This is a genomic window from Bacteroidales bacterium (assembly GCA_026418905.1).
Classification (GTDB): Bacteria; Bacteroidota; Bacteroidia; order Bacteroidales; family DTU049; genus JAOAAK01.
Genome location: JAOAAK010000005.1, coordinates 14595 through 39613, shown reverse-complemented (window position 1 = coordinate 39613; position 25019 = coordinate 14595). Strand labels below are relative to the sequence as shown.

General features: G+C 34.7%; 21 protein-coding genes and 1 tRNA gene. 20 read left to right on the top strand and 2 right to left on the bottom strand.

The features are described from left to right. The first annotated feature begins 253 nt into the window (after positions 1 to 253). The 7 genes from N2Z72_01625 to N2Z72_01595 all read left to right on the top strand — a co-directional run bounded on the left by N2Z72_01625 (position 254) and on the right by N2Z72_01595 (position 9262). Complete coding sequence (locus N2Z72_01625) at positions 254 to 1888, top strand: hypothetical protein (protein MCX7696376.1); 1635 nt, start codon at positions 254 to 256, stop codon at positions 1886 to 1888. A 1947-nt stretch (positions 1889 to 3835) separates the two neighbouring features. After that, positions 3836 to 4855, top strand: a complete 1020-nt coding sequence (locus N2Z72_01620) for a hypothetical protein (protein MCX7696375.1) — start codon at positions 3836 to 3838, stop codon at positions 4853 to 4855. Then, positions 4848 to 6560, top strand: a complete 1713-nt coding sequence (locus N2Z72_01615; GenBank protein MCX7696374.1) for a T9SS type A sorting domain-containing protein — start codon at positions 4848 to 4850, stop codon at positions 6558 to 6560. The genes N2Z72_01620 and N2Z72_01615 overlap by 8 nt, the downstream gene beginning before the upstream one ends. Positions 6561 to 6671: 111 nt before the next feature. After that, the gene (iadA, locus tag N2Z72_01610; GenBank protein ID MCX7696373.1) at positions 6672 to 7844 is read left to right on the top strand and encodes a beta-aspartyl-peptidase; all 1173 of its coding nucleotides are present in this window, start codon (positions 6672 to 6674) and stop codon (positions 7842 to 7844) included. Positions 7845 to 7878: 34 nt separating this feature from the next. Then, the gene (locus N2Z72_01605; protein MCX7696372.1) at positions 7879 to 8247 is read left to right on the top strand and encodes a thioredoxin domain-containing protein; all 369 of its coding nucleotides are present in this window, start codon (positions 7879 to 7881) and stop codon (positions 8245 to 8247) included. A gap of 10 nt (positions 8248 to 8257) precedes the next feature. After that, the gene (locus tag N2Z72_01600) at positions 8258 to 8458 is read left to right on the top strand and encodes a hypothetical protein (GenBank protein MCX7696371.1); all 201 of its coding nucleotides are present in this window, start codon (positions 8258 to 8260) and stop codon (positions 8456 to 8458) included. Between the two features lie 3 nt (positions 8459 to 8461). Next, positions 8462 to 9262: a DUF3108 domain-containing protein gene (locus tag N2Z72_01595; protein ID MCX7696370.1), complete on the top strand. Its 801-nt coding sequence runs from the start codon at positions 8462 to 8464 to the stop codon at positions 9260 to 9262. Here the strand turns inward: N2Z72_01595 and N2Z72_01590 are convergent. Together N2Z72_01590 and N2Z72_01585 are read right to left on the bottom strand one after the other, a co-directional pair. Then, the gene (locus N2Z72_01590) at positions 9259 to 10662 is read right to left on the bottom strand and encodes a M20/M25/M40 family metallo-hydrolase (protein ID MCX7696369.1); all 1404 of its coding nucleotides are present in this window, start codon (positions 10660 to 10662) and stop codon (positions 9259 to 9261) included. The two genes, N2Z72_01595 and N2Z72_01590, sit on opposite strands and share 4 nt — an antisense overlap. Positions 10663 to 10665: 3 nt before the next feature. Beyond that, positions 10666 to 11895, bottom strand: coding sequence for a 6-phosphofructokinase (locus tag N2Z72_01585; protein MCX7696368.1), 1230 nt, complete (start codon positions 11893 to 11895; stop codon positions 10666 to 10668). A gap of 75 nt (positions 11896 to 11970) precedes the next feature. Here N2Z72_01585 and N2Z72_01580 point away from each other — a divergent pair, with 75 nt between their 5' ends. The 13 genes from N2Z72_01580 (at position 11971) to N2Z72_01520 (ending at position 25019) form a co-directional block, all read left to right on the top strand. Next, a complete protein-coding gene (locus N2Z72_01580; protein MCX7696367.1) occupies positions 11971 to 12972 on the top strand; it encodes a Gfo/Idh/MocA family oxidoreductase in 1002 nt (333 codons plus the stop codon). Continuing rightward, positions 12956 to 13861 (top strand): hypothetical protein, encoded by a 906-nt coding sequence (locus tag N2Z72_01575; GenBank protein MCX7696366.1) that lies wholly within the window; start codon positions 12956 to 12958, stop codon positions 13859 to 13861. Before N2Z72_01580 ends, N2Z72_01575 begins: the two co-directional genes overlap by 17 nt. Before the next feature lie 2 nt (positions 13862 to 13863). Then, positions 13864 to 15276 carry a sugar transferase gene (locus N2Z72_01570; protein ID MCX7696365.1) on the top strand — a complete coding sequence of 471 codons (1413 nt, stop codon included), beginning with the start codon at positions 13864 to 13866 and terminating at the stop codon, positions 15274 to 15276. Between the two features lie 42 nt (positions 15277 to 15318). Next, positions 15319 to 15389: transfer RNA gene (locus N2Z72_01565), tRNA-Gln, on the top strand. Between the two features lie 57 nt (positions 15390 to 15446). After that, the gene (locus N2Z72_01560; GenBank protein MCX7696364.1) at positions 15447 to 15899 is read left to right on the top strand and encodes a ribosome assembly cofactor RimP; all 453 of its coding nucleotides are present in this window, start codon (positions 15447 to 15449) and stop codon (positions 15897 to 15899) included. A gap of 7 nt (positions 15900 to 15906) precedes the next feature. Then, entirely contained in the window at positions 15907 to 17148 is a 1242-nt protein-coding gene (gene nusA / locus N2Z72_01555) for a transcription termination factor NusA (GenBank protein MCX7696363.1), read from the top strand. Between the two features lie 42 nt (positions 17149 to 17190). Continuing rightward, positions 17191 to 20196, top strand: a complete 3006-nt coding sequence (gene infB / locus N2Z72_01550; GenBank protein MCX7696362.1) for a translation initiation factor IF-2 — start codon at positions 17191 to 17193, stop codon at positions 20194 to 20196. Between the two features lie 93 nt (positions 20197 to 20289). Further along, positions 20290 to 20943 carry a superoxide dismutase gene (locus tag N2Z72_01545; protein ID MCX7696361.1) on the top strand — a complete coding sequence of 218 codons (654 nt, stop codon included), beginning with the start codon at positions 20290 to 20292 and terminating at the stop codon, positions 20941 to 20943. Then, on the top strand, positions 20940 to 21602 hold the full coding sequence (locus N2Z72_01540) for a superoxide dismutase (GenBank protein MCX7696360.1): 663 nt from the start codon (positions 20940 to 20942) through the stop codon (positions 21600 to 21602). The genes N2Z72_01545 and N2Z72_01540 overlap by 4 nt, the downstream gene beginning before the upstream one ends. Before the next feature lie 81 nt (positions 21603 to 21683). After that, positions 21684 to 22148: a thioredoxin-dependent thiol peroxidase gene (gene bcp, locus N2Z72_01535; GenBank protein ID MCX7696359.1), complete on the top strand. Its 465-nt coding sequence runs from the start codon at positions 21684 to 21686 to the stop codon at positions 22146 to 22148. 31 nt (positions 22149 to 22179) lie between these two features. Next, positions 22180 to 23187, top strand: coding sequence for a recombinase RecA (gene recA, locus N2Z72_01530; protein ID MCX7696358.1), 1008 nt, complete (start codon positions 22180 to 22182; stop codon positions 23185 to 23187). Beyond that, positions 23184 to 24185, top strand: coding sequence for a tetratricopeptide repeat protein (locus tag N2Z72_01525; protein MCX7696357.1), 1002 nt, complete (start codon positions 23184 to 23186; stop codon positions 24183 to 24185). The genes recA and N2Z72_01525 overlap by 4 nt, the downstream gene beginning before the upstream one ends. A gap of 3 nt (positions 24186 to 24188) precedes the next feature. After that, positions 24189 to 25019: a histidinol-phosphatase gene (locus tag N2Z72_01520; GenBank protein ID MCX7696356.1), complete on the top strand. Its 831-nt coding sequence runs from the start codon at positions 24189 to 24191 to the stop codon at positions 25017 to 25019.

Sequence of the window (25019 nt, the reverse complement as noted above, 5' to 3'; positions counted from 1 at the left end):
ATCCTCCGATTACAAATATTGGGAAAATACTGTATTAAGCTTTGGATAAAAGAAAAAATTTATTAAATTTTATATTTGTGATATTTAGCCATTAGTGAAAAATTAAATATTTTTTATTTAATAAAATTTACGAATAAACATTTTTATTTGTTTGATTTTAGGTTAATATAAAAAAATTATTTAGGAGTTGAAAATTTATAAAAAAATATTAATTTTGCAATACCATTTAATAATAACAATGGAGGGAAAAAGTATGAGAAATTTAGTTTTGTTTGGAATCACATTAATAACATTCTTTTTAGAAAAGAATGTTATGGCTCAACAAGTAATTGATCCACTAAAGGTTAAAGAGCTTATCTTTAACTTAGATCCAAATGACGACCCAAATAAGATTAAAGAAGCAGGTCTTGAGTTTAACAAGCTTTTAGCAGCATATTATTGTACTATTAACAAAGATAATTTGACAACAGAACATGAGGGATATTATACCGTGAAAATTAAACCTGCTTATACAGTAAAAAACACCAATCAATCAGGAAAAATCATTACGGAAATTTGCATGGAACTTATCACTAAAACAGCAAAATCATATAATAAACCTATATCTCCTATACAGAGAGATTATTATGATATTGATTGTGTTGAAGAACAAAGGAGCAGGGGTAATTTATTTATTTTTAAAATCCTAGATGAGAAGATTGTGATTGGAACCTATCGGGATCCTGTGAAATATAAAAAGGTTGAAGTGTCGAAAACTGGATATGAGATATTAAAAATGTATGAAAATATTAGCTCAAGTGAAACCCCTATAAAACAAGATAAATATCTTTCCGAGGCTTCGGAAATTATCAGTAATGAGAATATAGCAAATAAAATAAATGAAGCTCAAAGTGCAAAGTTAATTGAAGAGTTTAGTGCCATTGTCAAGACTTGGCCATCAAACGAAAAAGGAGCCGAAGCTTTTGCAAAATGGCTTTGTGGGAAAAGCGTTTCTTACATCCTCGGCAAGCAAATGGGAGCAATATTTGGAAAAGAAAATCCTATGGTATTTATGTATTATTATTATGAGGAACCTGCTTTTCAAAATAAATTTTGTTCACTTTATGATGCAGATGCATCAATCGATAAATCCGTCAAACGAAAAACCTTCATCGAAGGTTTATATGAAGGGATAGCACCTTTCCATGCTGAACCATACCAAAAGTTTCTTGAAGGACAAATCGCAAGTGGAAATAAAGTTACAAGAGAATTTTATTTTAAATATGCACTAGGTCCGAATGAAGCTCAGCCATTTTTCAATGCGGTATATAATAAAGCACCAGAAAGTTTCCCGGTTTTTTTATCCAGTCCAGGAGATCTTGAAGAGAAAAAAGTAAACGTGACAAAAGACCAAGAAAACAAATTATTTAATATTTTCATTGAATACTACAAAAATAAATCTATTGAAATGACTTATAATTTTGTCAAATGGAGTATAGAAAAGGGTAAAATTTCTTCCGCAGAAGATGCAACTATAATGAATATACTCAAGCAAGGAATAACTCAATTAAAAGCCATAAAACCCCATGCAAGTTCAATATCAGCACCGTTTGTCGATGTTATAGCGGAATATAAAATTTCAAAGTTTAATTCCGATATTGTAGGTTTACTTTCTCATGCAAACCCATACGTCCGAATTATAGCCTGTAATCTTTGTGGTATTTTAGTAATCAAAGAAGCTAAGGATAAACTTAGAGATCTGTATCTTTTCGATACTTTTACTGATAAAATTCCTCTTTATGATGAATTTGGTAATTTCATTGGGTATAAAACGGATTACTGGGGACGTGAAATTTTGTATTATCCGGTAAGAGAAGCTGCAGAGAGAGCATTATCATATCTGCCTTAATTATTCATTAAATTAATTCATAACACTATTAATTCTGATTAAACGTGAATATATGTTTGGTGTGATGTGTTTTACTTGGAGATGAATCTCTTTGCTGGCAAATTCAAAAAGAGGATAAAATTCAAAACACGTCCAACTTGTTTCTACTTATGTGGCTAAGGATTGAGCACCAGTTTAAAATGAACGTTTAGAACTATGGAAACATCTCGTTTTAAATCACGAGCAGTGTTTTAAAACTTCGAAATCTCCACTGCAGTATGTAGCTAATCGTTGGTAGTTAAAATTCGATGCTTCCGCATCAGTATGATTGGAAGCCAAAATCGACAAGAGCAGAAAATAATTTTAAAAAACAAGCAACTATAGGATTTTTGGAGTTAAATTCAAAACAAGTTTTCGAAGAGAGGAAGAAAATTTAACTAGAGAATTAGTTGCAGCACCACAAGCAAACAATCATTCCATAGTTGGGCAAGCTTTGTTCCATTTTACACTTAAGCCGTTACAAAGAGAAAATAAGATTTAGAGGCCTTTAGGTCTCCGACGGTTCAAACAAATTGATGAAACAATTGGTTTCAGTTCTAACTGCAGAAAAATTATGGTTGACTCCCGGAGCCTAGATGTTTCTTCCTGATATCTAAGGATAATTTTGCTAACAAAGTTGAAAAATTCTATACATCTTAAAACAAATGTTAAAAGACTTGTGTTTCAGTTCATTTTAACATTCCAGTTAATTTAACCTGGCTAATGGCTCTAAATGCTATTTGTTGTGTCTGTGAGGTTATTTGTAGTAAAATTTGTCTCAATTTTTACCTTACAAAATTCACAATAATATGTAATGGGATTAATGTTGTCATTAAATTGTGACATTTTTCTTTTGCAATTAGGGCATTTTCTTGGGTGAAGTGGATAGTAAAATGAAAAGTATATAACAATGGATAATATGAAAATGTAAAAGAAGAAAACCAAAGCTATTAGAGCATTTATGAAAAATAAAATCGTACTCAGGAAAATGCTAAAAAGAGATATAATCACGAGGTCTTTTATAATGTATCTTTTGTTTTCTTTGACACGTTTATAAGTCTTCAGTTTTGGGAAATTCATTGTATTTATTATTACTAAATTAACTTGTGAAATGCAATCTTAATATGTGTTTTGAATAACTTATTCATGATTGACCATTTATTAAATTTATCCATTACTGGTAAAAGGAAGAAATTAGCCAATTTAACTGCAAATAGGGTAATTTTCATTAGTATATCATTTTATAAATTAAACCGAACTTGCAAGTATTTGCAAAAAATTTCGCGAAAATCAGTAAAATGCTTGTATTCATAATAGGAAGCTTAAATATGATGCAAAAGTAATATACCCTTTGCTATTACATATCGATATACAAAATCTCATGTAATTGCGATACCTATTAGTATTCGTAAAATATTCTATTTATCAACGAATTGCTTAATTCCTGTTGATAGTCTTTCTCTTGCCCATAAATTAATGTATAACTGCTTTTACATGTCAAGTCAAAGACCCTTTTTTTGTTGTATTCATTATACTGTACTGATAGATTTGATATTTTATATTTAGATAATGACAGACCTCATCTTTTTAAAAGTCTGTTTTGAAAAAATTATGTAAAAATCATAGATATAATACGAAACAGAATACTAAGAACTTGAAAAAACACCTGCTTGTCATATATTATTGTGACTACATCTTGCATTGTCACCATAAAGGTTTCTCTTGCTTATTCAACGTATCGCTTCGTGCTGACCGTTATCAAATACATTTAGCGAATTTAATGTTTCTTTTCTTCATCTAAAAAATATTTTTGTACGTCACTTATTTATTTAAATTCACATATTATTTTTTTCATAATTAATTTTTAAAAAAAAATATATTATTTTAATTAAAAATACCTATTATATTTGAAAAATAAAAGTTATAAAAATGAAAAAAGCATTATTCTTACTTTTATTGTTTAAGGGAATTTTTCTTTTGCCACAGGGCATTGTTGTTTTGCACCACCAGGGTAGTTCGCAAGTATTTAAAGGAAACAATGCTTTCTCCCTCGCATACCAGTCAGCACAAAATGGGGATACCCTGTATTTATCAGGAGGTTTCTTCTGGTTTGTCAATATCAATAAAAAGCTGGTTATTTTTGGAGCTGGTCATCATCCCGATTCTACTATAGCAACAGGGCAATCCATTGTTCAGGGAAATGTGATCCTAGAATCAGATGCTGATTCGCTCTATCTTGAAGGTTTATATATCAATGGAAATATCTCCTATTCATCACCTGGTCATAAAGTCGATTATGTGACCATAAGAAGATGTGCTTTTAATAATATTAGTTTTACAGGAAACAGATCAAATCCATCTTTGTATAATCTTATAGAGCAAAATGTTATACTTAGTAATGCAGATTTTAGTAATACAACTCACCTTGTTTTTAGGAATAATATATTTCAAAATCGCTTTCATCATGGATATTATGCACTAATTTCAAATAATATATTTTTACGGAGTCCCTATTGGTCGTGGTATGGTGGGGTACCAATTTACAATACCGATTATTCCATAATACGGAATAACATCTTTTTTTCAGAAACTGTTGGGGTAGGTTTTTTAGAGTGTGAGAACAATCAAATATTGAATAATTTATTTATTACTACACCTGATTATACCTCTAATTTTAGCTCAGGTAATTATCATGATTATCCTCAGTCATCTATTTTTATTAACTGCCCGAATAATACTTTTGATTATTCGTATAATTATCATCTGCAAAATCCTGCGGTTTTGCTTGGAAATGACGGTACTCAGGTGGGGATTTATGGTGGATCTGCTCCTTGGAAGGAAGGCTCTGTTCCAAAAATCCCTCATATTATTCAAAAAAATATTGCTTCGCAGACCGATAGCAATGGAATGTTAAACATACAAATTAAAGTTGGTGCGCAAAATGAATAAGTTATTTTCAGCGGTACTGTTTTTGGGGTTATTAAGCTTATCTGGGCAAGAGATAAAATCGTACGAATATTGGTACGATGAAAACTTTTCAGGTCGAACTCATGTTGAGGTGACACCTACGGCTATGCTTTACATTAATGAAAATTTTTCTGTAGCTCATCTAAATCCTGGTATTCATTTTTTTAATTTTCGTGCCCAATCTACCGAAGGTTTATGGAGTAGTGTCATTTCATGCATGTTTTATAAAATACCGCCTTTATTTAATCTTGCTCAAAATATACAAGCTTATCAATATTGGTTTGATGATCAGTATAATCATAATATTACTGAGAATATTTCTCCTACTTCCAATTTTTTTCTTAATTTATCTTTACCACTTGGATCACTTGCTAACGGTTTACATACCTTACATCTTCGTTTTAAGGATAATGTTGGAAGATGGAGTCCAGTATTAACGTCTGTTTTTGTAAAAAATTCAGAGTTTCAAGAAATACATAATAGTCTATTGGCATATAGATATTGGTTTGATGATGATCAGAGCATGCATTTTGTACCTTTTTCTTCCCCGGTTTACGGTTCTTTTATATTTATAAATAATCTTGATCTGACAACAATTGAAAAGGGCCAACATGTTTTGTATATTCAATTTCTTGATTCTTTAGGGCAATGGAGTGTTCCTATTTCAAGTAACTTTACCAAATTATCCCTACCTGTAGCTCGTTTTACTTATCATACAGATTTTTCCTGCGATTCCACTATAGTTCATTTCAATAATCAGAGTACGGATGGCGACATCTACAGGTGGTATCTAAACGGACTACTCTTTTCAACTAGTAAAAATCCAATCTACACTTTCACTCAACCAGGAACATACCACGTATCGCTATATATTCAGGATACTTTAAATTATCTGGATAGTACTATATCTCATAATATTGAAATAAAAGGAAAAACATATTCAGAAATTTACGATATTGCCTGTGATACTTATACATCGCCAAGTGGCAGTTACACATGGCAAACATCCGGAACGTATTACGATACTTTAACCAACAACTTGGGTTGTGACAGCATCATCACCATACACCTAACCATAAAAAACTCTACTTCAGCAACAATAGCCCCCGTGGTATGTGATAGTTTTGTTTCTCCAAGTGGCCAATTTACATGGTATGCAAGCGGATATTATACAGATGTAATTCCCAATATAGTCGGTTGTGACAGTGTCATTTATGTGAATCTGACGGTTGTTGAGATAGATACTAATGTCAGCATAAATGGGCAGTCTTTGTGGGCTAACATGCCCAATGCGTTTTATCAATGGTGCAAATGTGATGGGGGGCTTCTGACTCCTATTAGTAATGCAACCAATCAGTCTTATGAACCAGTTCAGAGTGGTTTTTATGCAGTGATCGTTTCAAGTCAAGGGTGCAGCGATACTTCTTCCTGTCACTTTTATGATGTTACTAGTTTGAGTGATTACTTTGATCGCGTTTTCATTTATCCGAATCCTGCGCATGATTATTTAAATATTAAACTTCATGTGCCGCAAAAAATTGAGATTTATGGAATGGAAGGAAATTGTGTTTTTAAAACTGATGAGGAAGTTTCTTTTATGACCATTAATCTGAAAAATTTAGATAAAAGCATTTACTTTGTGAAGCTATCAAAAATGCCACAAATTTTTAAGTTAATAAAAATGTAAGATTTTTTGAGTAGAAGTTTTTAGTATAAAACTTAGCTATGAATCTTTTTTTCACGAAATGTAGCATGTGAGTTTGCGAATGTTTTTTATTTTTGTAGAAAAAGTTGACGTATGGTGTTAAAATTATTGAGAAATTGTGAAGTATATGCTCCTCGATATTTGGGGAAAAAGGATATATTAATAGCCGGAGAAATCATTGTTGCTGTAGGGGATGACCTTGGCTTACCGGTGGGGGTTGATGTTGAGGTTATTGATATTCAAAATCAAACGGTAGTGCCAGGATTTATTGATGCACATGTCCATGTGGCAGGAGCTGGTGGAGAAGGTGGTCCCACAACTCGTACGCCAGAGATGATGCTTTCTGATTTTATTCAGGGTGGGGTAACGACGATAGTAGGTTGCTTGGGAACAGATGGACTTACACGCGATCTTGCTTCTGTATTGATGAAAGTTAAGGCTCTTCGACTTGAAGGGATTTCAGCATGGATGTGGGTAGGAGCTTATCAAGTGCCGACCCCTACTTTTACGGGTGATGTTGGTAAAGACATAGCGCTGATTGACGAAATAATTGGAGTGGGGGAAATAGCTATTTCGGACCATAGATCATCTTGGCCCACCATAGACGAGTTGTTAAGACTGACTGAACATGCTCGAGTGGGGGGAATGTTGGGCGGAAAAGCCGGACTTATCAATATTCATTTAGGTGATCAGGAAGATCCTTTTCGCCCGCTTTTTCAAGTCATCGAACGCAGCCATAACATGCTAAAACTAACACAATTCTTGCCTACTCATTGTAATCGCAATGATTATACATTTGAAAGTGCCATTGAGTATTTGAAAGCAGGCGGATATATTGATATTACTACCAGTTCTTATCCTTATTTTCCTGAGTACGAAGTCAAACCATCAACTTGTTTGAGTCGTATAGTTAAGGAAAATTTACCCTTAGAACGTGTTACTTTCACTTCAGATGCTGGTGGATCATTACCAGGGTTTGATGAACAAGGCAATTTGGTTAGGCTTGAGGTCGGAAAACCTGAAGCCAATTTACGAGAATTGAAAGACGCAGTAAAAGAAGGGGTTGATTTAGAAAAAGCGTTGTTGCCACTTACCTTTAATCCTGCTCAAATTTTAAAGCTCCCACGTAAAGGGATTATTCAAGAGGGTAATGATGCAGATTTACTGATCCTTGATAAGGATTTCAACCTTATCCATGTCTTCGCTCGCGGTAACTGGATGATGAAAAACTCACAGATAATAAGAAAAGGAGCTTATGAAAAATAATATGGTATTAAAATTGCTAGTGATTTAAAAAAGAATGTTGAAAGCAGCTATTGTTTTTTTTTCTATTAATATTTCGGTCCTGTTCGCTCAAATTCCACAAATTGATGAAAAAAATTTTTTTACGTCAATACAAGACAAGCTCGTCTTAGTGGATTTTTATGCTACATGGTGTTTCCCTTGTAAAATTCAGGAGAAGGTGTTGATAGAAGTAAAAGATTCGCTTAAGCATAAGTTGCATATATTTCGCGTTGATGTAGACAAATCACCTTCTTTATCCGAGTCTTATGCCATAGAATATTTGCCCACCCTTATTTTGTTCAAAAATGGCATAGCCATTAAAAAATGGGTGGGTTTGCATAACAAGTCTCAATTGTTGCAAAATTTAAATCCGTACTTAATGTAAATTAATTATTATGAATTTAAGTAAGAAATTGTTGATTTGGTTAGTAGGATTTCTGGTGGGAGGGGTCTTAGGATATGTTTATTATATCAATTGGGGATGTACATCGAGTTGTTCAATTACTTCCACACCCTTTAAGTCTGTGGCGTTTGGAGGTATTTTAGGGGCATTGATTGCTGATTTTTTTATTCCACGTAATAAATCAAAATCTTAACATATGAAATGGAGTTATTATTTTTTGTGGTTTTTCATGACAATTGCTATTTATGCTCAATACAGGAAAGTAGAAAATTTTGCTTTTTCACCTGGTGAAAAACTTTACTATATTGCTTATTTTGATTCCTATATAACAGGTAAAATAAAAGCTGGCTTTGGAATAGCCGAGGTTTTACCCAAATTGGAAGAAATAGGAGGCAGGAAATGTTATCATATAACCATATATGGTTCTACTTTTAAGAAACATGAGTGGGCTATTTACGTAAACGATAGGTTCGACACATACATTGATGTAGAAGGTTTGTTTCCATGGATGTTTTTAAGAAAGGCTCATGAGGGAAAATTTAAAGCAGATCAGGATATCTATTTTAATCATGGCAAAGGGATAGCTCAATTTAAAGATAATTTGAAAGGCAAAACAGTGACTTATAAAATTCCCATGTATGCTCACGATATGATTTCAGCTGCATATTATTTCCGAAATTTTGATTTTTCCACTCTCAAACCAGGTGATATTATCACAATACCTTTTGTTTTTGAAGATAGTTCTTATACGACGAAGGTTGTATTTCATGGAATCAAAAACATTAAAACTTCTTTAGGTAGATTTGAAGCTCTTGCTTTTAAGCCGAGTGTGATAGTAGGTAGCGTTTTTGGAGAATCTTATCCCATGACATTATATTTTTCAAATGATAAAAACAGAGTGTTGCTTTATGCAACGAGTTCGATCCTTATTGGTTATGTAAAATTTGAACTTGTAGAGTACAAAAATTTACGTTATCCTTTAAAAAACAAAAACTAAAAAACCCATTCTTTGGTGAGCAAGTAAACCAATTTTACCATTTTTTGGTAAAGGGAAAGATTAAATGTTTCGGGTTTATCGGTGGGCAGGTGAAGGTGAGTATAAGAATTGGTGGTTACAAAATACAATCCTGGAATGCCTTTTTCATGGAAGGGAGTGAGATCGGCACCACCACCTTTCCAAGTAGTTGTGGTCATGGGAAAGTGGTTTTCTTGAGCGATACGGTAGGCTTGCTGCCAAAGTTCAGGCCATGATTCTCCATTGCCAACTTTGATGCTATCACCATGTCCGATGCAATCCATGTTTAAAACTAAGCGAATTTTTTCAGGAGGAAAAGGCATATGTTCAACAAAATAACGTGAACCATCAAGATTTTTTTCTTCGCTCGCAAAAAGAATAAACGCTACGGAACGTTTTAATCTGTTTTTTTCAGCAAGTATGAGTCGAGCAATTTCCAGTACAGCAGCACTACCAGAGGCATTGTCGTTGGCACCTGGGTAATAGACATTCTTCCCAAGAAAGCCAACATGATCAAGATGTGCAGTGATTAAAATATATTCATCTTTGAGAAGCGGATCGTTGCCTGGAACAATGCCAACGAGATTCTTCGATATTCCGCGTGGGTCGTAGGTGGTTTTAATGTGTATGTAGCATTTCGATCTCACGTAAAATGACTTAGGCTTTTTGAGATGATCTATTTCTTTTTGAATTTCGAAAGGATCTTTATTTAGAATAAGCTTGGCTACATTTCTATGTATTTGAATCTGAGGAAGTTTTGGTGGCATGGTTCCCATACCGTCGGCAACACTTCCTATAGGTTGATCAGATGGGTTAAATGAATGTTGAGACGGTAAAAAAATAACACCAATAGCTCCTTTTTGGTAAGCTTTTTCTGCTATTTCGCGAACAGAATAATTTGAAGGCCTGGATAGAAAAGGGGGATGACTTTTAAATACCATAACGATCTTCTCTCTTACATCCACATTTTGGTAATCAGAGTATTCAGGTAAATCTAAGCCATATCCACAAAAAACGAGTTGACCTTTTATAGTGCCAGGACTGGAATACCCACGAACAGAAAAATCACTCCCTGGATTGAGTGGTATTTTACGTTTTTTTTTCAAATAAAGTTCCACATGAGCAGAATCGATGGAATTGAATTCAATGTAGAAAATTTGAGGCCAAAACTCTTTGTATGTTGGCTTCAGACCATAAGAAATCAACTTGTTCTGACAATACTCAATAGCGCGGTCGTAGCCATCAGTACCGGGAAGACGACCATTGCATTCTTTGGAACTCAGAAAATAAACATGCTTCATAAGAGAATCCAGGGAAACTTCCATCTGGCCCTTTCCATTCAGAAAAGGAAGACTGAGTAGAACAAAAAGAAATTTTTTCATTGTTTAAGGTTTTACCACAGGAAATGAAATATGAATATCCTTGCACATCTCACGTCCGATGATGTTTTTCAAAAAATCCAAATATGCTTCCGAAACTTGAAATTCCTCGGCATTATAGTAGTCCAGAGGTAAGGGTTGATTGCCAATATTTCCCATGTCAATGGTAGTCACATTATATTCTTCCAGATCTTCCTCTGGGACAATTTGATTTAACACGGGCATTTTTCCGTATTCTTCGCGGAGAAGAAGATCCATTACTTTGTCGGCAAGAGCGGATGTTAGACGTCTATCATAATTGTTGCATTTGCCTGATCGGGCAAAATAACCGATGTTCTGAGCACGTGCATCTATTCCTAATTTTGCAGTGATTTCGCTTGCAATGATGCCACTTACTCCTCCAAGTCTAGCATGACCATATTCATCTGTTTCAGTTGATGCATAAACTACTTCTGTTTCACCGGTTTTCTCATTGTACCAACGTGTCCCTTCGCTAACGGCTATGACCAAAGCTTTATGTGGGTTGTTGGTATATTTTTCTTTGATCTTTTCGAAAAATTTTTCTTTCATTTCTTTGTTAATAGGATGTTCGGGAATAAGGATGAGATCAGCTAACCCGTAAGCAGCGGTGCTTACAAGCCATCCAGCATCGCGACCCATAACTTCGACAACCATAATACGTTGGTGGGATTGAGCAGTCGTACGAATTTGATGAGTAAGTTGTATGACGGTTTCAGCAGCTGTAGGGAAACCAGGACAAAGAACCGCCTCTATTTCTTTGTTGTTAAAACGATGAAATGTTCGGGTACGTAAGTCGTTGTCGATGGTTTTAGGAAAACCAATCACAGGAATGCCTTCAGTTTCAAAAAGCTTTTTAGCAGCCCCATTGGTGTCGTCGCCACCAATGGTAACGAGATAATCTATTTTGTATCGTTTGATGTTTTCGAGAATCTGGGGAACACGGTTTTCTGGGTTTTTTTTCGATGGAAATGGATTGGTTCGACTGGATTTAAGGAAAGAACCACCGTACCATCCATCATATCGTTGTCGGGTCAGGTCAACGATGTTTCCTTCACCAAGAAGTCCTTTCCAACCATAACGGATTCCGTAAACCGTGAAACCTAATATTTGTGCTTTGTTACGAATTTGCTCGATGGATGAGTTAACAGCAGGAGTATCGCCACCACCTGATAAAATAGCAAGAATTTTTCCTTCATACAATTTGTTTGCTTTCATATTTTCCTTTTTTGCGAAATTATGAAATTTTCTCTATTTATCAAAACAAAAGAAATCGTTTATTTTTGTTAAAAAATGTTGAAAATAGGCGTACTAGGAGCTGGTCATTTGGGGAAAATACATATCAGATGCTTACAAGGTTTATCTGATATTTATGAATTGGTCGGATTTTACGACATTGATCAAGAAATAAGTAAACAAGTAGAAAAAGAATTTTCCATCAAATCTTTTTCATCAGCAGACGAATTAATAGATGCGGTTGATGTAGTAGATATCGTAACACCCACCATTACCCATTTTGAGAATGCTGCTCGATCTATACGTAAATTTAAGCATGTGTTTATAGAAAAGCCTGTGGTTACAACTTTACAAGAAGCTGAAGAATTGATAGAATTGGCAAAAGAAGCTCAAGTAAAAATTCAGGTTGGGCATGTGGAAAGATTTAATCCAGGTTTTTTTGCTGCGAAACCATATTTGAAAAATCCTTTGTTTATTGAAGCTCACCGTTTATCAAAATTTAATCCACGTGGAACAGATGTTCCCGTAGTACTTGATTTAATGATCCACGATTTAGACATAGTTTTGCATGTAATTCGAGCTCAGGTAAGAAAGGTTTCTGCTGCGGGTGTTGCTATAGTTAGCAATACCCCTGACATTGCCAATGCGCGTATTGAATTCGACAACGGAGCTGTTGCAAACCTAACAGCTAGCCGTATTTCTTTGAAGCAAATGAGAAAGATTCGTTTTTTCCAACCAGAAGCATATATCAGTGTGGATTTTCTCGAAAAAAAATGCGAAGTTGTGAGGTTGTTAAACTCTGAAGAAGAAATTAACTACGACAAAGAAAGAGCCATGATGCTTGAATTTCCTAAAAACGATGAAGAAAAGATAAAAATTCTAATGGAATATCCAGAAGTAAAAGAAATTAACGCTATACAAACAGAACTTACGTTTTTTTACCGCTCTATTGCTTACGATGAAGAACCACCTGTAACCATCTGGGATGGCTACAAAGCATTGAAAGTAGCCCATCAAATTATGGAGGTAATTCAGAAAAATCATGAACATTTCGGGTGAAATAAAGTTATTCTTTTTCCGTTTGTTTAATATGATTCAACGTGGAAGTGTAAATTTAGCTTTTTGGGTGGGAATGGTATTAGCAGGATGCGATTTAATCAATCCTCCAGAAAAGCACCCAGTATATTTTTACATCGATTCTATTTATTTTTTTTGCAGCGATACAGCAGGCACAGCGCAACAAAATATATCTGATGCTTGGGTATATGTAGGTGGAGAAAAGATTGGTGTGTTTGAAATGCCAACTAAAATACCGGTTTTAAAAGAAGGAGTTCAGAAAATTACAGTTTTTCCTGGAATTAAACTAAATGGAATCGGTGCAACTCGTGCTGTGTATCCTTTTATGACAAGTTATGACACAACTGTTCTCCTAAATCCAGATTCCATCGTATATTTCAAACCACGAGTGAGTTATGTCACAGACGTGGTTTTTGATTTTATAGAAGATTTTGAACAGGAGGGATTGAAGCTTATACCTTCTCAGGGTAGTGATACACTCATCATAAAGCAAAATACTGATGTTTTCGAAGGTAATTTTTCAGGTAAAATGGTGGTGGACAAGATTAGACCTGAAGCTATCGTCATTTCACACCAACCTTATGCTTTACCTTCCTTGGGTTATACATTCCTAGAAATGCATTATAAGACAACGGATAAATTTGTGGTTGGAATGTACATCAACAAACAAGACAGAATAATTGAACATCCATTTCTTGTGATAAATCCGACAGAAAAATGGAAAAAAATCTATGTAAATTTTACCCCTCTAATTGGTAGGGAAGGGACAGCAACTTCATTTGTGTTATTTATTAAATTACAATGTCCGTCGGATAAAGCACAAGCTGTTTTATGGCTGGATAACATAAAGCTCATGCATAGCACTCCATGAAAATGAATCCATTTTTCCAAAAATTAAAATACATTACGTCGGATATTTTATCTGCAGCTTTAGCATGGTCGCTTCTTTTTTCTTTTCGTAAATATCTTGGAGGAATACCCATTGAGGAAATATGGAAAAATGTAACAGCTGATGCAAAATTCTACCTTGGAATAACATTGGTACCTAGCGGATGGATATTTCTTTATTTTTTTACTGGTTTTTATGAAAAAATCTTTAAAAGATCCCGTCTGAAAGAGATGGAAAAAACTTTGATTCAGACTACCATTGGATCACTCATTTTGTTTTTTATGATTATCCTCGATGATATTGTGCCTAATTTCACAGCATATTACAAATCTTTTCTTTTTCTTTTTATTGTTCATTTCACTCTCACTTACGCGGGAAGGCTTTTCATTACAAGTCAGACTATAAAAAAAATTCGAACTGGAAAATGGGGTTTCAAAACTTTGTTGGTAGGAAACAATGGAAATGCATTACATGCTTATCAAGAGATAGTCCATCAGCCGTTGAAATCTGGCAATTTCTTTATCGGGTATGTTTCACTTCATGAGAATGATGATTTTCTGAGGGAATATTTACCCAGACTAGGGACGATTGACGATCTCGATTTAATAATGCAAAAGAATGAGATTGACGAGGTCATTATTGCTGTTGAACCATCGGAACATGCTTTGCTTTCCAAAATCTTAATTGTGCTTGAATCTTACCCTGTGGAAATTCTTATCATGCCTGATTATCGGGATATTTTGATTGGAACAGTTAAAACTGATGGTATTTTTTATGCTCCGTTTATTCATGTCCCTGCAGAACTTATGCCAGCATGGCAGAGAATCGTAAAACGTGCTATGGATATTGTTGTGTCTATATTAGCTATTGTCTTATTATCACCAATTTTCGTTATTACAGCAATATTGATTAAATTAACCTCTAAAGGACCTATCATATATAGTCAAGAAAGAATCGGTCGTTACGGAAAACCTTTTATCATGCATAAATTTCGTTCGATGTATGTTGATGCAGAAAAGAATGGACCAGCTCTTTCTAGTAAAAATGATCCTCGAATCACCCCGCTGGGAAGAATTTTGAGAAAATATCGTATTGATGAATTACCTCAGTTTTTTAATGTATTGATCGGTAATATGTCGCTAGTAGGACCCCGGCCAGAGAGAAAATATTACATAGATCAAATCTTGCAACGTGCACCATACTATAGATTGTTACTACGAATAAAACCAGGAATTACAAGTTGGGGTCAAGTTAAGTATGGTTATGCCGAAAACGTTGATCAAATGATTGAAAGATTAAAATACGATATTTTGTATCTTGAAAACATGTCATTGACCATGGATATTAAAATTATTATATATACTTTTTTAATCATTTTGCAGGGTCGTGGAAAATAATTATTTTGTTTTTTTGAATTTTTTGTAATTTTGCATCAGTTCTGACCGATGGTGTAACGGTAGCACTACAGATTTTGGTTCTGTCAGTCCAGGTTCGAATCCTGGTCGGTCAACCCCACCAAAAAAGGGGACAATCTTTGTCCCCTTTTTCATTATAAAGTAAACAAGTTATGTTGAAAAAAGAACAAATAAAAGAAATTGTTGAAAAATTTTTAATTCAAAGAACGGACTTATTTCTTGTTGAAATTGATGTTTCTTCGGAAAATGATGTCTACGTTTATCTTGATGGTGACAAAGGTGTTGCTATAGAAGATTGTGTTTCCCTTTCTAACTATATTAGAAACCATTTATTATCGGAAGAAAATTTTTCTTTGCAAGTAAGCTCATGGGGAGTAGAATCACCACTCAAGTTGAGAAGACAGTTTATTAAAAATATAGGCCAGTTGGTGAAAGTCACGATGCAAGATGGTACTATCTATCATGGACAATTGGTAAATGTGAAGGATGAATATTTTACGATAGAAATTACGAGAGGATTAAAAGTTAAAGTTTCTGAGAAGAAAGATATAGCATATGATGCATGCAAAAAAGTACAAGTAAAACTTTCTATTGGGAAAAAATAATAATGATATGGAACAGATTTCATTAATTGAAGCTTTTGGTGAATTTAAAGATTCCAAAGCTGTTGATAAAGAAGAGTTATTGCGAATACTAACGGATACTTTTTTATATGTTCTTGCTAAGAAATACGACGGAGCAAACAATTTCGAGATTACCATCAATCCTGCTACCAACGACGTAGAAATCTGGCGTGTTCGGACTATTGTAAAGGATGATGAGGTGGAAGATCCTAATACTCAAATAGCTTATAGTGAAGCAATTAAAATCGAACCGGATTTTGATCTAGGTGAGCAAGTAATGGAATTGTACCCTATTTCAAATTTCAACCGTAGGGAAATACAATATATTCTTCAAATCCTTCGCGCAAAAATTTCAGAAATTGAAAAAAATAATATTTACCAGAAATATAAAGATAAAGTTGGAGAAATAGTTACTGGCGAAGTGAAGCAAATTTCTAAGAAGGAATTACTTATCAGTGATGACGAAGATTTTGAGCTTATTTTACCTGTAACTGAACTTATTCCCAAGGATAATTATAAAAAAGGTGATACCATCAGGGCTGTGGTAGAGAAAATAGAATTTAAGGGAAACACGCCATTTATTATTTTGTCTAGGACTTCACCGAAATTCCTAGAAAAATTGCTCGAGCAGGAAATTCCTGAGATTTATGATGGTTTAATTATAATTCGAAAAGTGGTGCGTCAACCTGGAGAAAAAGCTAAAGTTGCTGTGGAATCTTTTAGTGAACGCATCGATCCTGTTGGTGCATGTGTTGGGATGAAGGGTTCCCGAATACATCCAATAGTTAGAGAACTTAGAAATGAAAACATCGATTTAATAAATTATAGTTCGAATTTGTCTGTTTTGGTTACTCGTGCTCTTGCTCCAGCTAAAATATCTGATGTAATTATTCTGGAGGACAAGAAAAAAATTGAAGTATACCTAAAACCTGATCAAATATCGCTGGCTATAGGGAAAGGTGGAATTAACATCAAACTTGCTTCAAAACTTGTGGGTTACGAAATTGAAATATTTCGTGATGTTGATGCTACCGAATATGAAGACGATGTGTTTCTTGATGAATTTGCAGACGAAATTGATGAATGGATTATTGATGTTTTGAAGGGAATAGGGTGTGAAACAGCCAAAAGCGTGTTGGCTATACCCCGCGACGAACTCATAGAGAAAACGGATCTTGAAGAAGAAACCATTGATGAAATTATTCGAATATTGAAAAGTGAATTTGAATAATGGATTGATAGAATCTTTGTAATTTTATTCACGAAATTAAGCATGATGGAAGAAATTGTAGGAATGAAAATTCGGCTTGGCCAACTGGCATCCAAAATGGGACTAGCTTTCCAAAAACTTCAAAAAGTGCTTGAAGATAAGGGAATTTCTGTAAAAAATCCAAACGATAGAGTCACCGAAGAAGCCTTGCAAATTTTGCAAAAAGCATTTCCTACAGAATTCTATCAAGCTCAGGAAAAAATTAAAGCAGAACATGCAGCAAAAGTTGAAAAAGATATTTCAGAGGAACCATTGCCCACACAAGAACCACAACTTCAGAAAGAGATCTTGACACCTGAAATGGCGGAAATTAGAAAGGAAATTATCCCGACAGAAATACCTATAGTTACAGGACCTAAAATTTTAGGTGTACTTGATGAAGAAAAGCTACATCCTGAAAAGAGAAAAAAAACAAAAAAAGAAAAAATCAAACCTTCTGAATCAATTACTGAAAAAAAAGAAACCAAAATTGTTGAAGAAATCGTATCTCAATCAGAAGAAACAGAAAATAATAATAAAGATCAAATACCGAGTCAGGAAACTATTACTGAAACAGTTTTGAATGATAAGCTCACTATAATGGAAACGGTTGCAGAAGAGAAAACTTTGCTTGTTGAGCAAGACAAAAAAATTGATGAAGAACAAAAAAGTGAAACTACCATTTCCCAAAGTGACATTTTATCAGATGTAAAAGAAGAAACTCCTAGTCCAGAAAAAGATGAAGCTATTGACGAGAAGGTTATAGAAGATGATCGCTATGTTAAAATTACTGTTGAGAAACTTAAAGGGCCAAACGTGCTTGGAAAGATCGATCTTGAATCTACTAAACTTAAAAAAGAGCCTCCTCCACCTCAGAAGAGTGAGACGGTTGAAGGTAATTTTAAAAAGCGAGATCGTAAGAGAAAACGTATTCATGAGTTTCATAGACGTCCCGTAGCTAAAACATCACCAACTTCAACTCCCGCTGATTCAGCCAAGACTGAATTAAAAGAGAAAAAGCAAGTTTTTACCAAAGACAAAAATAAAGATAAAGATAAGGAGAAAGACCTCCGCAAACAGCAACGATTTGAAAAAGATTTCAGGAAAAAAGAAAAATGGGTTGAAGAACGACCTGGGATTTCTGATGAAGAAATTGAAAAGCACATCAAAGAAACATTGGCAAAACTTCAAGAAAAGACCAAATCAAAAACATCTAAGTATAAGAGATTAAAGCGTGAAGAAATCAAACAACAACAACAAGAACTACTTGAAGAGATAGAAAAAGAAAGCAAAAAGTTAAAAGTTAGCGAATTCATAACTGTTAGTGAACTTGCAACTTTGATGAACGTGCCGGCCGTGAAACTCATTCAGGCATGTATGAATCTGGGCGTAATCGTTTCACTAAATCAGAGACTCGATGCTGAATTGATAACCATTCTTGCCGATGAATTTGGCTATGAAGCAGAATTTATTTCGATCAAAGAAGAAATAGAAGAAGAGGAAGTAGAAGACGATCCCTCTACTCTTGTCCCTAGGCCACCTGTTGTGACAGTGATGGGGCATGTGGATCATGGAAAAACATCTTTGCTTGATTATATTCGAAAAACAAATGTGATAGCTGGTGAAGCTGGTGGAATAACTCAGCATATTGGAGCTTATGAAGTTACTTTAGAAAATGGAAGAAAAATTACGTTTCTTGACACTCCAGGACACGAAGCTTTTACAGCAATGCGAGCTCGAGGAGCAAAGGTCACAGATGTGGCTATTATAGTGATTGCTGCCGACGATCAAGTCATGCCACAGACGGTAGAAGCAATTAATCATGCTAGGGCAGCTAATGTCCCTATGGTATTTGCTATTAATAAGATTGATAAACCAACTGCTAATCCTGATAAAATTAGAGAGCAACTTGCACAGATGAATATTTTGGTAGAAGATTGGGGTGGAAAATATCAATGCCAAGAAATCAGTGCTAAGCATGGCATCAACGTTGACAAGCTTCTTGAAAAGGTTTTGCTTGAAGCCGATATGTTGGATTTGAAAGCAAATCCTAACCGGCCAGCTGTGGGGACTATTATTGAATCTTCATTAGATAAGGGCCGTGGTTATACTGCTACGGTGCTTGTCCATAAAGGTACATTAAGAGTGGGTGATGTGGTTGTAGCAGGACCATACTTTGGAAAGATTAAAGCTATGTTTAATGAACGTAATCAACCGATTCAAGAAGCTTACCCAAGTACTCCTGCACTTATTTTGGGGTTATCCGGAGCTCCAGCTGCTGGAGATAAACTGGTTGTTTATCCTGACGAACATAAAGCCAAAGAAATCGCTGCTAAACGTCAGCAGATTCTCAGAGAACAGTCCCTTCGTACGAAAAAACATATTACACTCGACGAAATCGGTCGTCGAATTGCCATTGGTGATTTCAAAGAACTCAATTTCATTATAAAAGGCGATGTTGATGGATCGGTAGAAGCACTCTCGGATGCACTTCTTAAGCTAAGTACAGATAAGGTTCAAGTTAATGTGATACACAAGGCAGTGGGAGGTATAACTGAATCTGATGTCCTACTTGCATCAGCAAGTAATGCTATCATTTTGGGCTTTAATGTACGTCCTTCGGTTGCTGCCAGAAAACTTGCTGAGTCCGAGCAAATAGAAATTCGCACATACAACATTATTTACGACGCAATAGAACAAGTAAAAGACGCTATTGAAGGTATGCTTGAACCAACCATTGTTGAGAAAACCATTGGAACAGCAGAAGTACGTGAAACTTTCAAGATTTCACAAGTTGGCATAGTGGCTGGATGTATGGTATTGGACGGAAAAATTTCTAGAAGCAATAAAGTTCACCTTCTGAGAAATGGTATAGTTATTCATACTGGTAACATTTCTTCGTTGAAACGATTCAAAGATGACGCAAAAGAAGTTTTTAGCGGGCAAGAATGTGGAATCGCTATTCAGAATTTTAATGATATAAAAGTAGGTGACATCATCGAAGCTTTTGTGGAGGAGGAGAAAAAGTAAGTAAATACTTAGTCTTCTGATGTTTGTCATTTTTTAGTATCAATTTTTGTTTTTCTTGTAACTTTGAATTAAGAACAAATAAAAATAAAAGTTATGAAAAAGTTATTCATTTTAGAGGAAACGGCACTAAAATACCCATATCAGTTACCTGAACTTGGTTATTCATACTTGGCACTTGAGCCGTTTATCGATGCCATGACTATGGAAATTCATCATACAAAGCATCATGGAACTTACGTCAGTAATGTGAATCAGATCCTTGAAAATGATGCTCGCAAAGAAATTCCTTTGACAGAAATTTTTTTAAAGATTGAAGAATTTCCCGTTGGTGTTCGGAACAATGGAGGAGGTCACATCAACCATTATCTTTTCTGGAAGTGGCTCAAATTAAACGAAAATGAGAAACCTTCGGGGGATTTATTTAAGCATATTGAAAAGACATTTGGGAGTTTTACCCAATTTCAGGAAGAATTCACCAAAGCAGCACTTAACAGATTTGGTAGCGGTTGGGCATGGCTTATTTTGACAGAGGATAATCAATTAAAAGTCATTTCTACGCCAAATCAGGATAATCCTTTGATGAGCATTGCCGAAGTAAAAGGTTATCCCATTTTAGGACTTGATGTTTGGGAACATGCTTATTATCTTAAATACCAAAACAGAAGGGCTGATTATGTCAAAGCTTTCTGGAATGTTATCAATTGGGAGGCAGTTCAGGAAAGGTATGAGAAAATCATAGGATCATGAAAATCACAACAATTTTCTTTGTCATTTTATATTTGCTTGGGAGTTCTCAGCATGAGTTTAAGCCATTGCCCTATGCCTATGATGCGTTAGAACCATACATTGATGCACAAACGATGCAGTTGCATTATGATAAACACCACCGTAGTTACTATAATAACTTTATATCAACTTTTAAAACTTTCCCTGAGTTGGAAAAAATGAGTATGGAAGAGGTTTTCAGTAATATCAATAAATATGATGTGAAAGTCAGGAATAACGGTGGAGGATTTTGGAATCATGAATTTTTCTGGAATTGTATGATATCAGGTGGTCGTCCTTTACCTGATGGTGAATTTGCAAAGATTTTTCTTAAGCAATGGGGCTCGATGGATAATTTTAAGAAAGAGTTTAAGGAAGCTGCTCTGAGTGTTTTTGGAAGTGGTTGGGCGTGGCTTATCGTCGACAAGGATAAAAAATTAAAAATAACTACAACCCCTAATCAGGACAATCCTTTGATGTCTGTTGTTTCTGATCGAGGCTATCCTATTCTTGGTTTGGATGTGTGGGAACATGCATATTATCTAAAATACCAAAACAGGAGGGCCGAATACGTAGAGAATTTCTTCAATGTGATCAATTGGGAGCAAGTTGTTCGGAACTACGAGAAATTTTCTCGTTGATGTAACGTGACATCTTCTAAAAGCCTTCTGGTCACAGAAGGCTTTTTTTTTTACTATTAACTTTCTTATTTTTGTAAAAAAATGATACTGGAAAAGGGCAGTAAGGCACCAGATTTTACTTTCATTGATGAAACTGGTAAGGAAAAGAATTTAAGTGATCTGAAAGGTAAAAAAGTAGTTGTATATTTTTACCCAAAAGACAATACACCGGGTTGCACGGCTGAAGCATGTAGTTTTCGAGATGGGTATGAGGAATTGCTTAAGAATGGTTTGTATGTTATAGGAATCAGTCGAGATTCTGAAAAATCGCATGCATCGTTTAGAGTAAAATACCATCTCCCATTTCCATTGGTATCCGATCCGGAGATGAAAATAATCAAAGCTTATGGAGCATATGGAAAGAAGAAAATGGCAGGTAAAGAATACGAAGGTATTATCCGGATGACTTTTATTATCGATGAAAATGGCTATATTGAAGAAGTCATTGATAAAGTCGACACAAAAAATTCAGCAGAACAAGTTTTAAAAATTTTAAAAAAGAAATAATATGACCGAAAAAGATTCAAAAGAACAATCCATGCAATCATCAAATGAAAAATTAAGAGCCTTACAACTAACTATAGATCGAATTGAAAAAATGTATGGTAAGGGTACTATCATGAAACTAGGGGAAAAACCTCTAGAAGAACCCGACGTAATTTCTACGGGAAGTATTGGTATTGATCATGCTATAGGAGTAGGAGGTTTACCACGTGGGAGAATTATAGAAATTTTCGGACCTGAAAGCTCTGGTAAAACAACTCTTGCCATACATGTTATGGCTGAGGCTCAGAAAAAAGGAGGAATAGTTGCTTTCATAGATGCCGAACATGCATTTGATATTCTTTATGCCCAAAAACTTGGTGTTGATGTAGAAAATCTTCTTATTTCTCAGCCCGACAACGGTGAGCAAGCACTTGAAATTACTGAGAATTTGATTCGAAGCGGTGCTATAGATGTGATAGTGATCGATTCAGTGGCAGCACTTACTCCAAAGGGTGAAATTGAGGGAGAAATGGGGGATAGCAAATTGGGATTACAAGCTAGACTTATGTCGCAAGCTTTGCGAAAACTTACAGCAACCATAAGTAAGACTAAAAGTATTTGCATTTTTATCAATCAATTACGGGAAAAAATCGGTGTTATGTTTGGTAATCCTGAAGTCACTACTGGAGGTAATGCATTGAAATTTTATGCTTCTGTTAGAATTGATATAAGAAAAATTTCTCAGATTAAGGATGGAGAAAATATTATCGGCAATCGAGTAAAGGTAAAAATAGTCAAAAATAAAGTTGCTCCCCCATTCCAGCAAGCAGAAGTTGATATCATCTATGGCGAAGGTATCTCAAAGTTAGGTGAGATTGTGGATTTGGGAGTTGAATTAAATCTGATCAAAAAAAGTGGAGCTTGGTTCAGTTATGGAGATCTAAAATTAGGTCAAGGCCGTGATGCGGCTAAACAATATCTAGTTGAGAATCCGGAAGTGATGGATGAACTAGAACAAAAAATTCGTCAGTTGCTCAAAGAAAAATCAATTAGAACATGAAATCTTCTAAGAAATGGATGTTTATCTTCATTGCTATAATAGTTTATTCATGTACAGGACACACCAAGAAAAACACACATACTACCTCCGATACTTCATACTTAGGATTTCTGAATGAATCTATTAAAAATAATCCCAAGGTAGATTCTCTCTATTTTTTGAGAGCCTCTTACTGGTTAGAAAAAAGAAATCTTTCTGCTGCTCTGACTGACATAAGGAAAGCAATTGAATTAAATCCAACGTTAGTAAAATATCATCTTTTACTTGCTGATATTTATTTGGCTTCAGGAAATGTCACTAATGCAAGAAACGCCCTTATTAAAGCGTCTGATCTTGAAAAAAATAATGTAGAACCTCTTCTTAAATTGGCAGAACTTTCCTTGTTTGAAAGAGATTACAAGATGGTGGACATTTACTGCAAAGCAGCACTAGATATTGATCCTATCAATGGAAAAGCTGAATTTATAAAAGGATATGCGTTACTTGAACAAAAAGATACTGTTGAAGGAATTAAACATTTGAAAAAAGCTACCATCAATGATCCCGAATATTACGAGGCTTTTTCTCTTCTTGGAGTTATTTTAATGAGAAAGAAAGACCCACTAGCTGGGAGCTATTTGAAAACTGCAGTTCGCCTTCGTCCAAATTCTATTGAGGCTCGTTATAACTATGGTTTATGGTTACAAGAAACTTTTCGATTTGAAGAAGCCATGAAGCAGTATGAAGCTATTTTATCCATCCAACCAAACAATAAATATGCGTGGTATAATATGGGATATATTCAACTAGTTTATCTCAAAAATTTCGAAAAAGCTATTTTTTTCTTCAACAAAGTACTTGAGATTGATTCGTTGTATGTGGATGCCCTATACAATCGGGGACTTTCATACCAGATGTTGGGTAACAGAGACCTTGCAAAACAAGACTATCAGAAAGTATTGAGATTAGTAGAAAATCATCCCAAGGCTATTGAAAGAATGAATGAAATCATCAGATGAGACATGTACGTCAGTTTACATAACCACACCATTTATTGTGATGGTGAGTCTACCGTAGAGGAAATGATTTGTGAAGCATCTGAAAGAAATATCAGCTACTTTGGTTTAAGTAGTCATGCACCTTTAAAAGAGAAAAAATACTGGACAATGGATTTCCCAAAACTCATTGACTACTTGAGTGAAATTGATCAATTTAAAAACGTAGTTTCACATAAGATGCAAGTTTTGAAAGGGCTAGAAGCAGACTACATACCAGGTCTTACATATTCGTTTAACTACTTTCGAGAAAAGTTTAAGCTGGATTATATTATTGGAAGCGTTCATGTAGTGTATTTCGAGGGAAAACTATGGTTTATTGATGGAGATCGGGATGATTATTTGAGAGGAATAAAAGAGGTTTTTAACGGAAATGTACAATTAGCTATTCGTACCTATTTTGATCAAATTTGCGATATGATAGAAAGGGAAAGACCAGATATTTTAGGACATGTGGATAAAATCTTAATGCATAACAATAATGAAATTTTCTTAGTGTCTGACCCCTTTTTTCAGGAAGGCATGCAAAAGGTCATAGAATTATCGAAAAAATATGATGTTATCATAGAAATTAATACGAGGGGGATTTACACAGGCAAGTATAATGATTTTTATCCTGGACGATATAGTTGGAAAAAGCTACTTGAAAAAGATGTTCCCATCATTCTCAGTTCAGATGCACATACGACTATTGAGATTTTAAAAGGTCTCGATGGTATAGCTAGTGAACTTAAAGATATTGGATTTACTCACCAGACTATACCTTTAGGAGTTAACAAAATTAGTTTAGCATTCTGA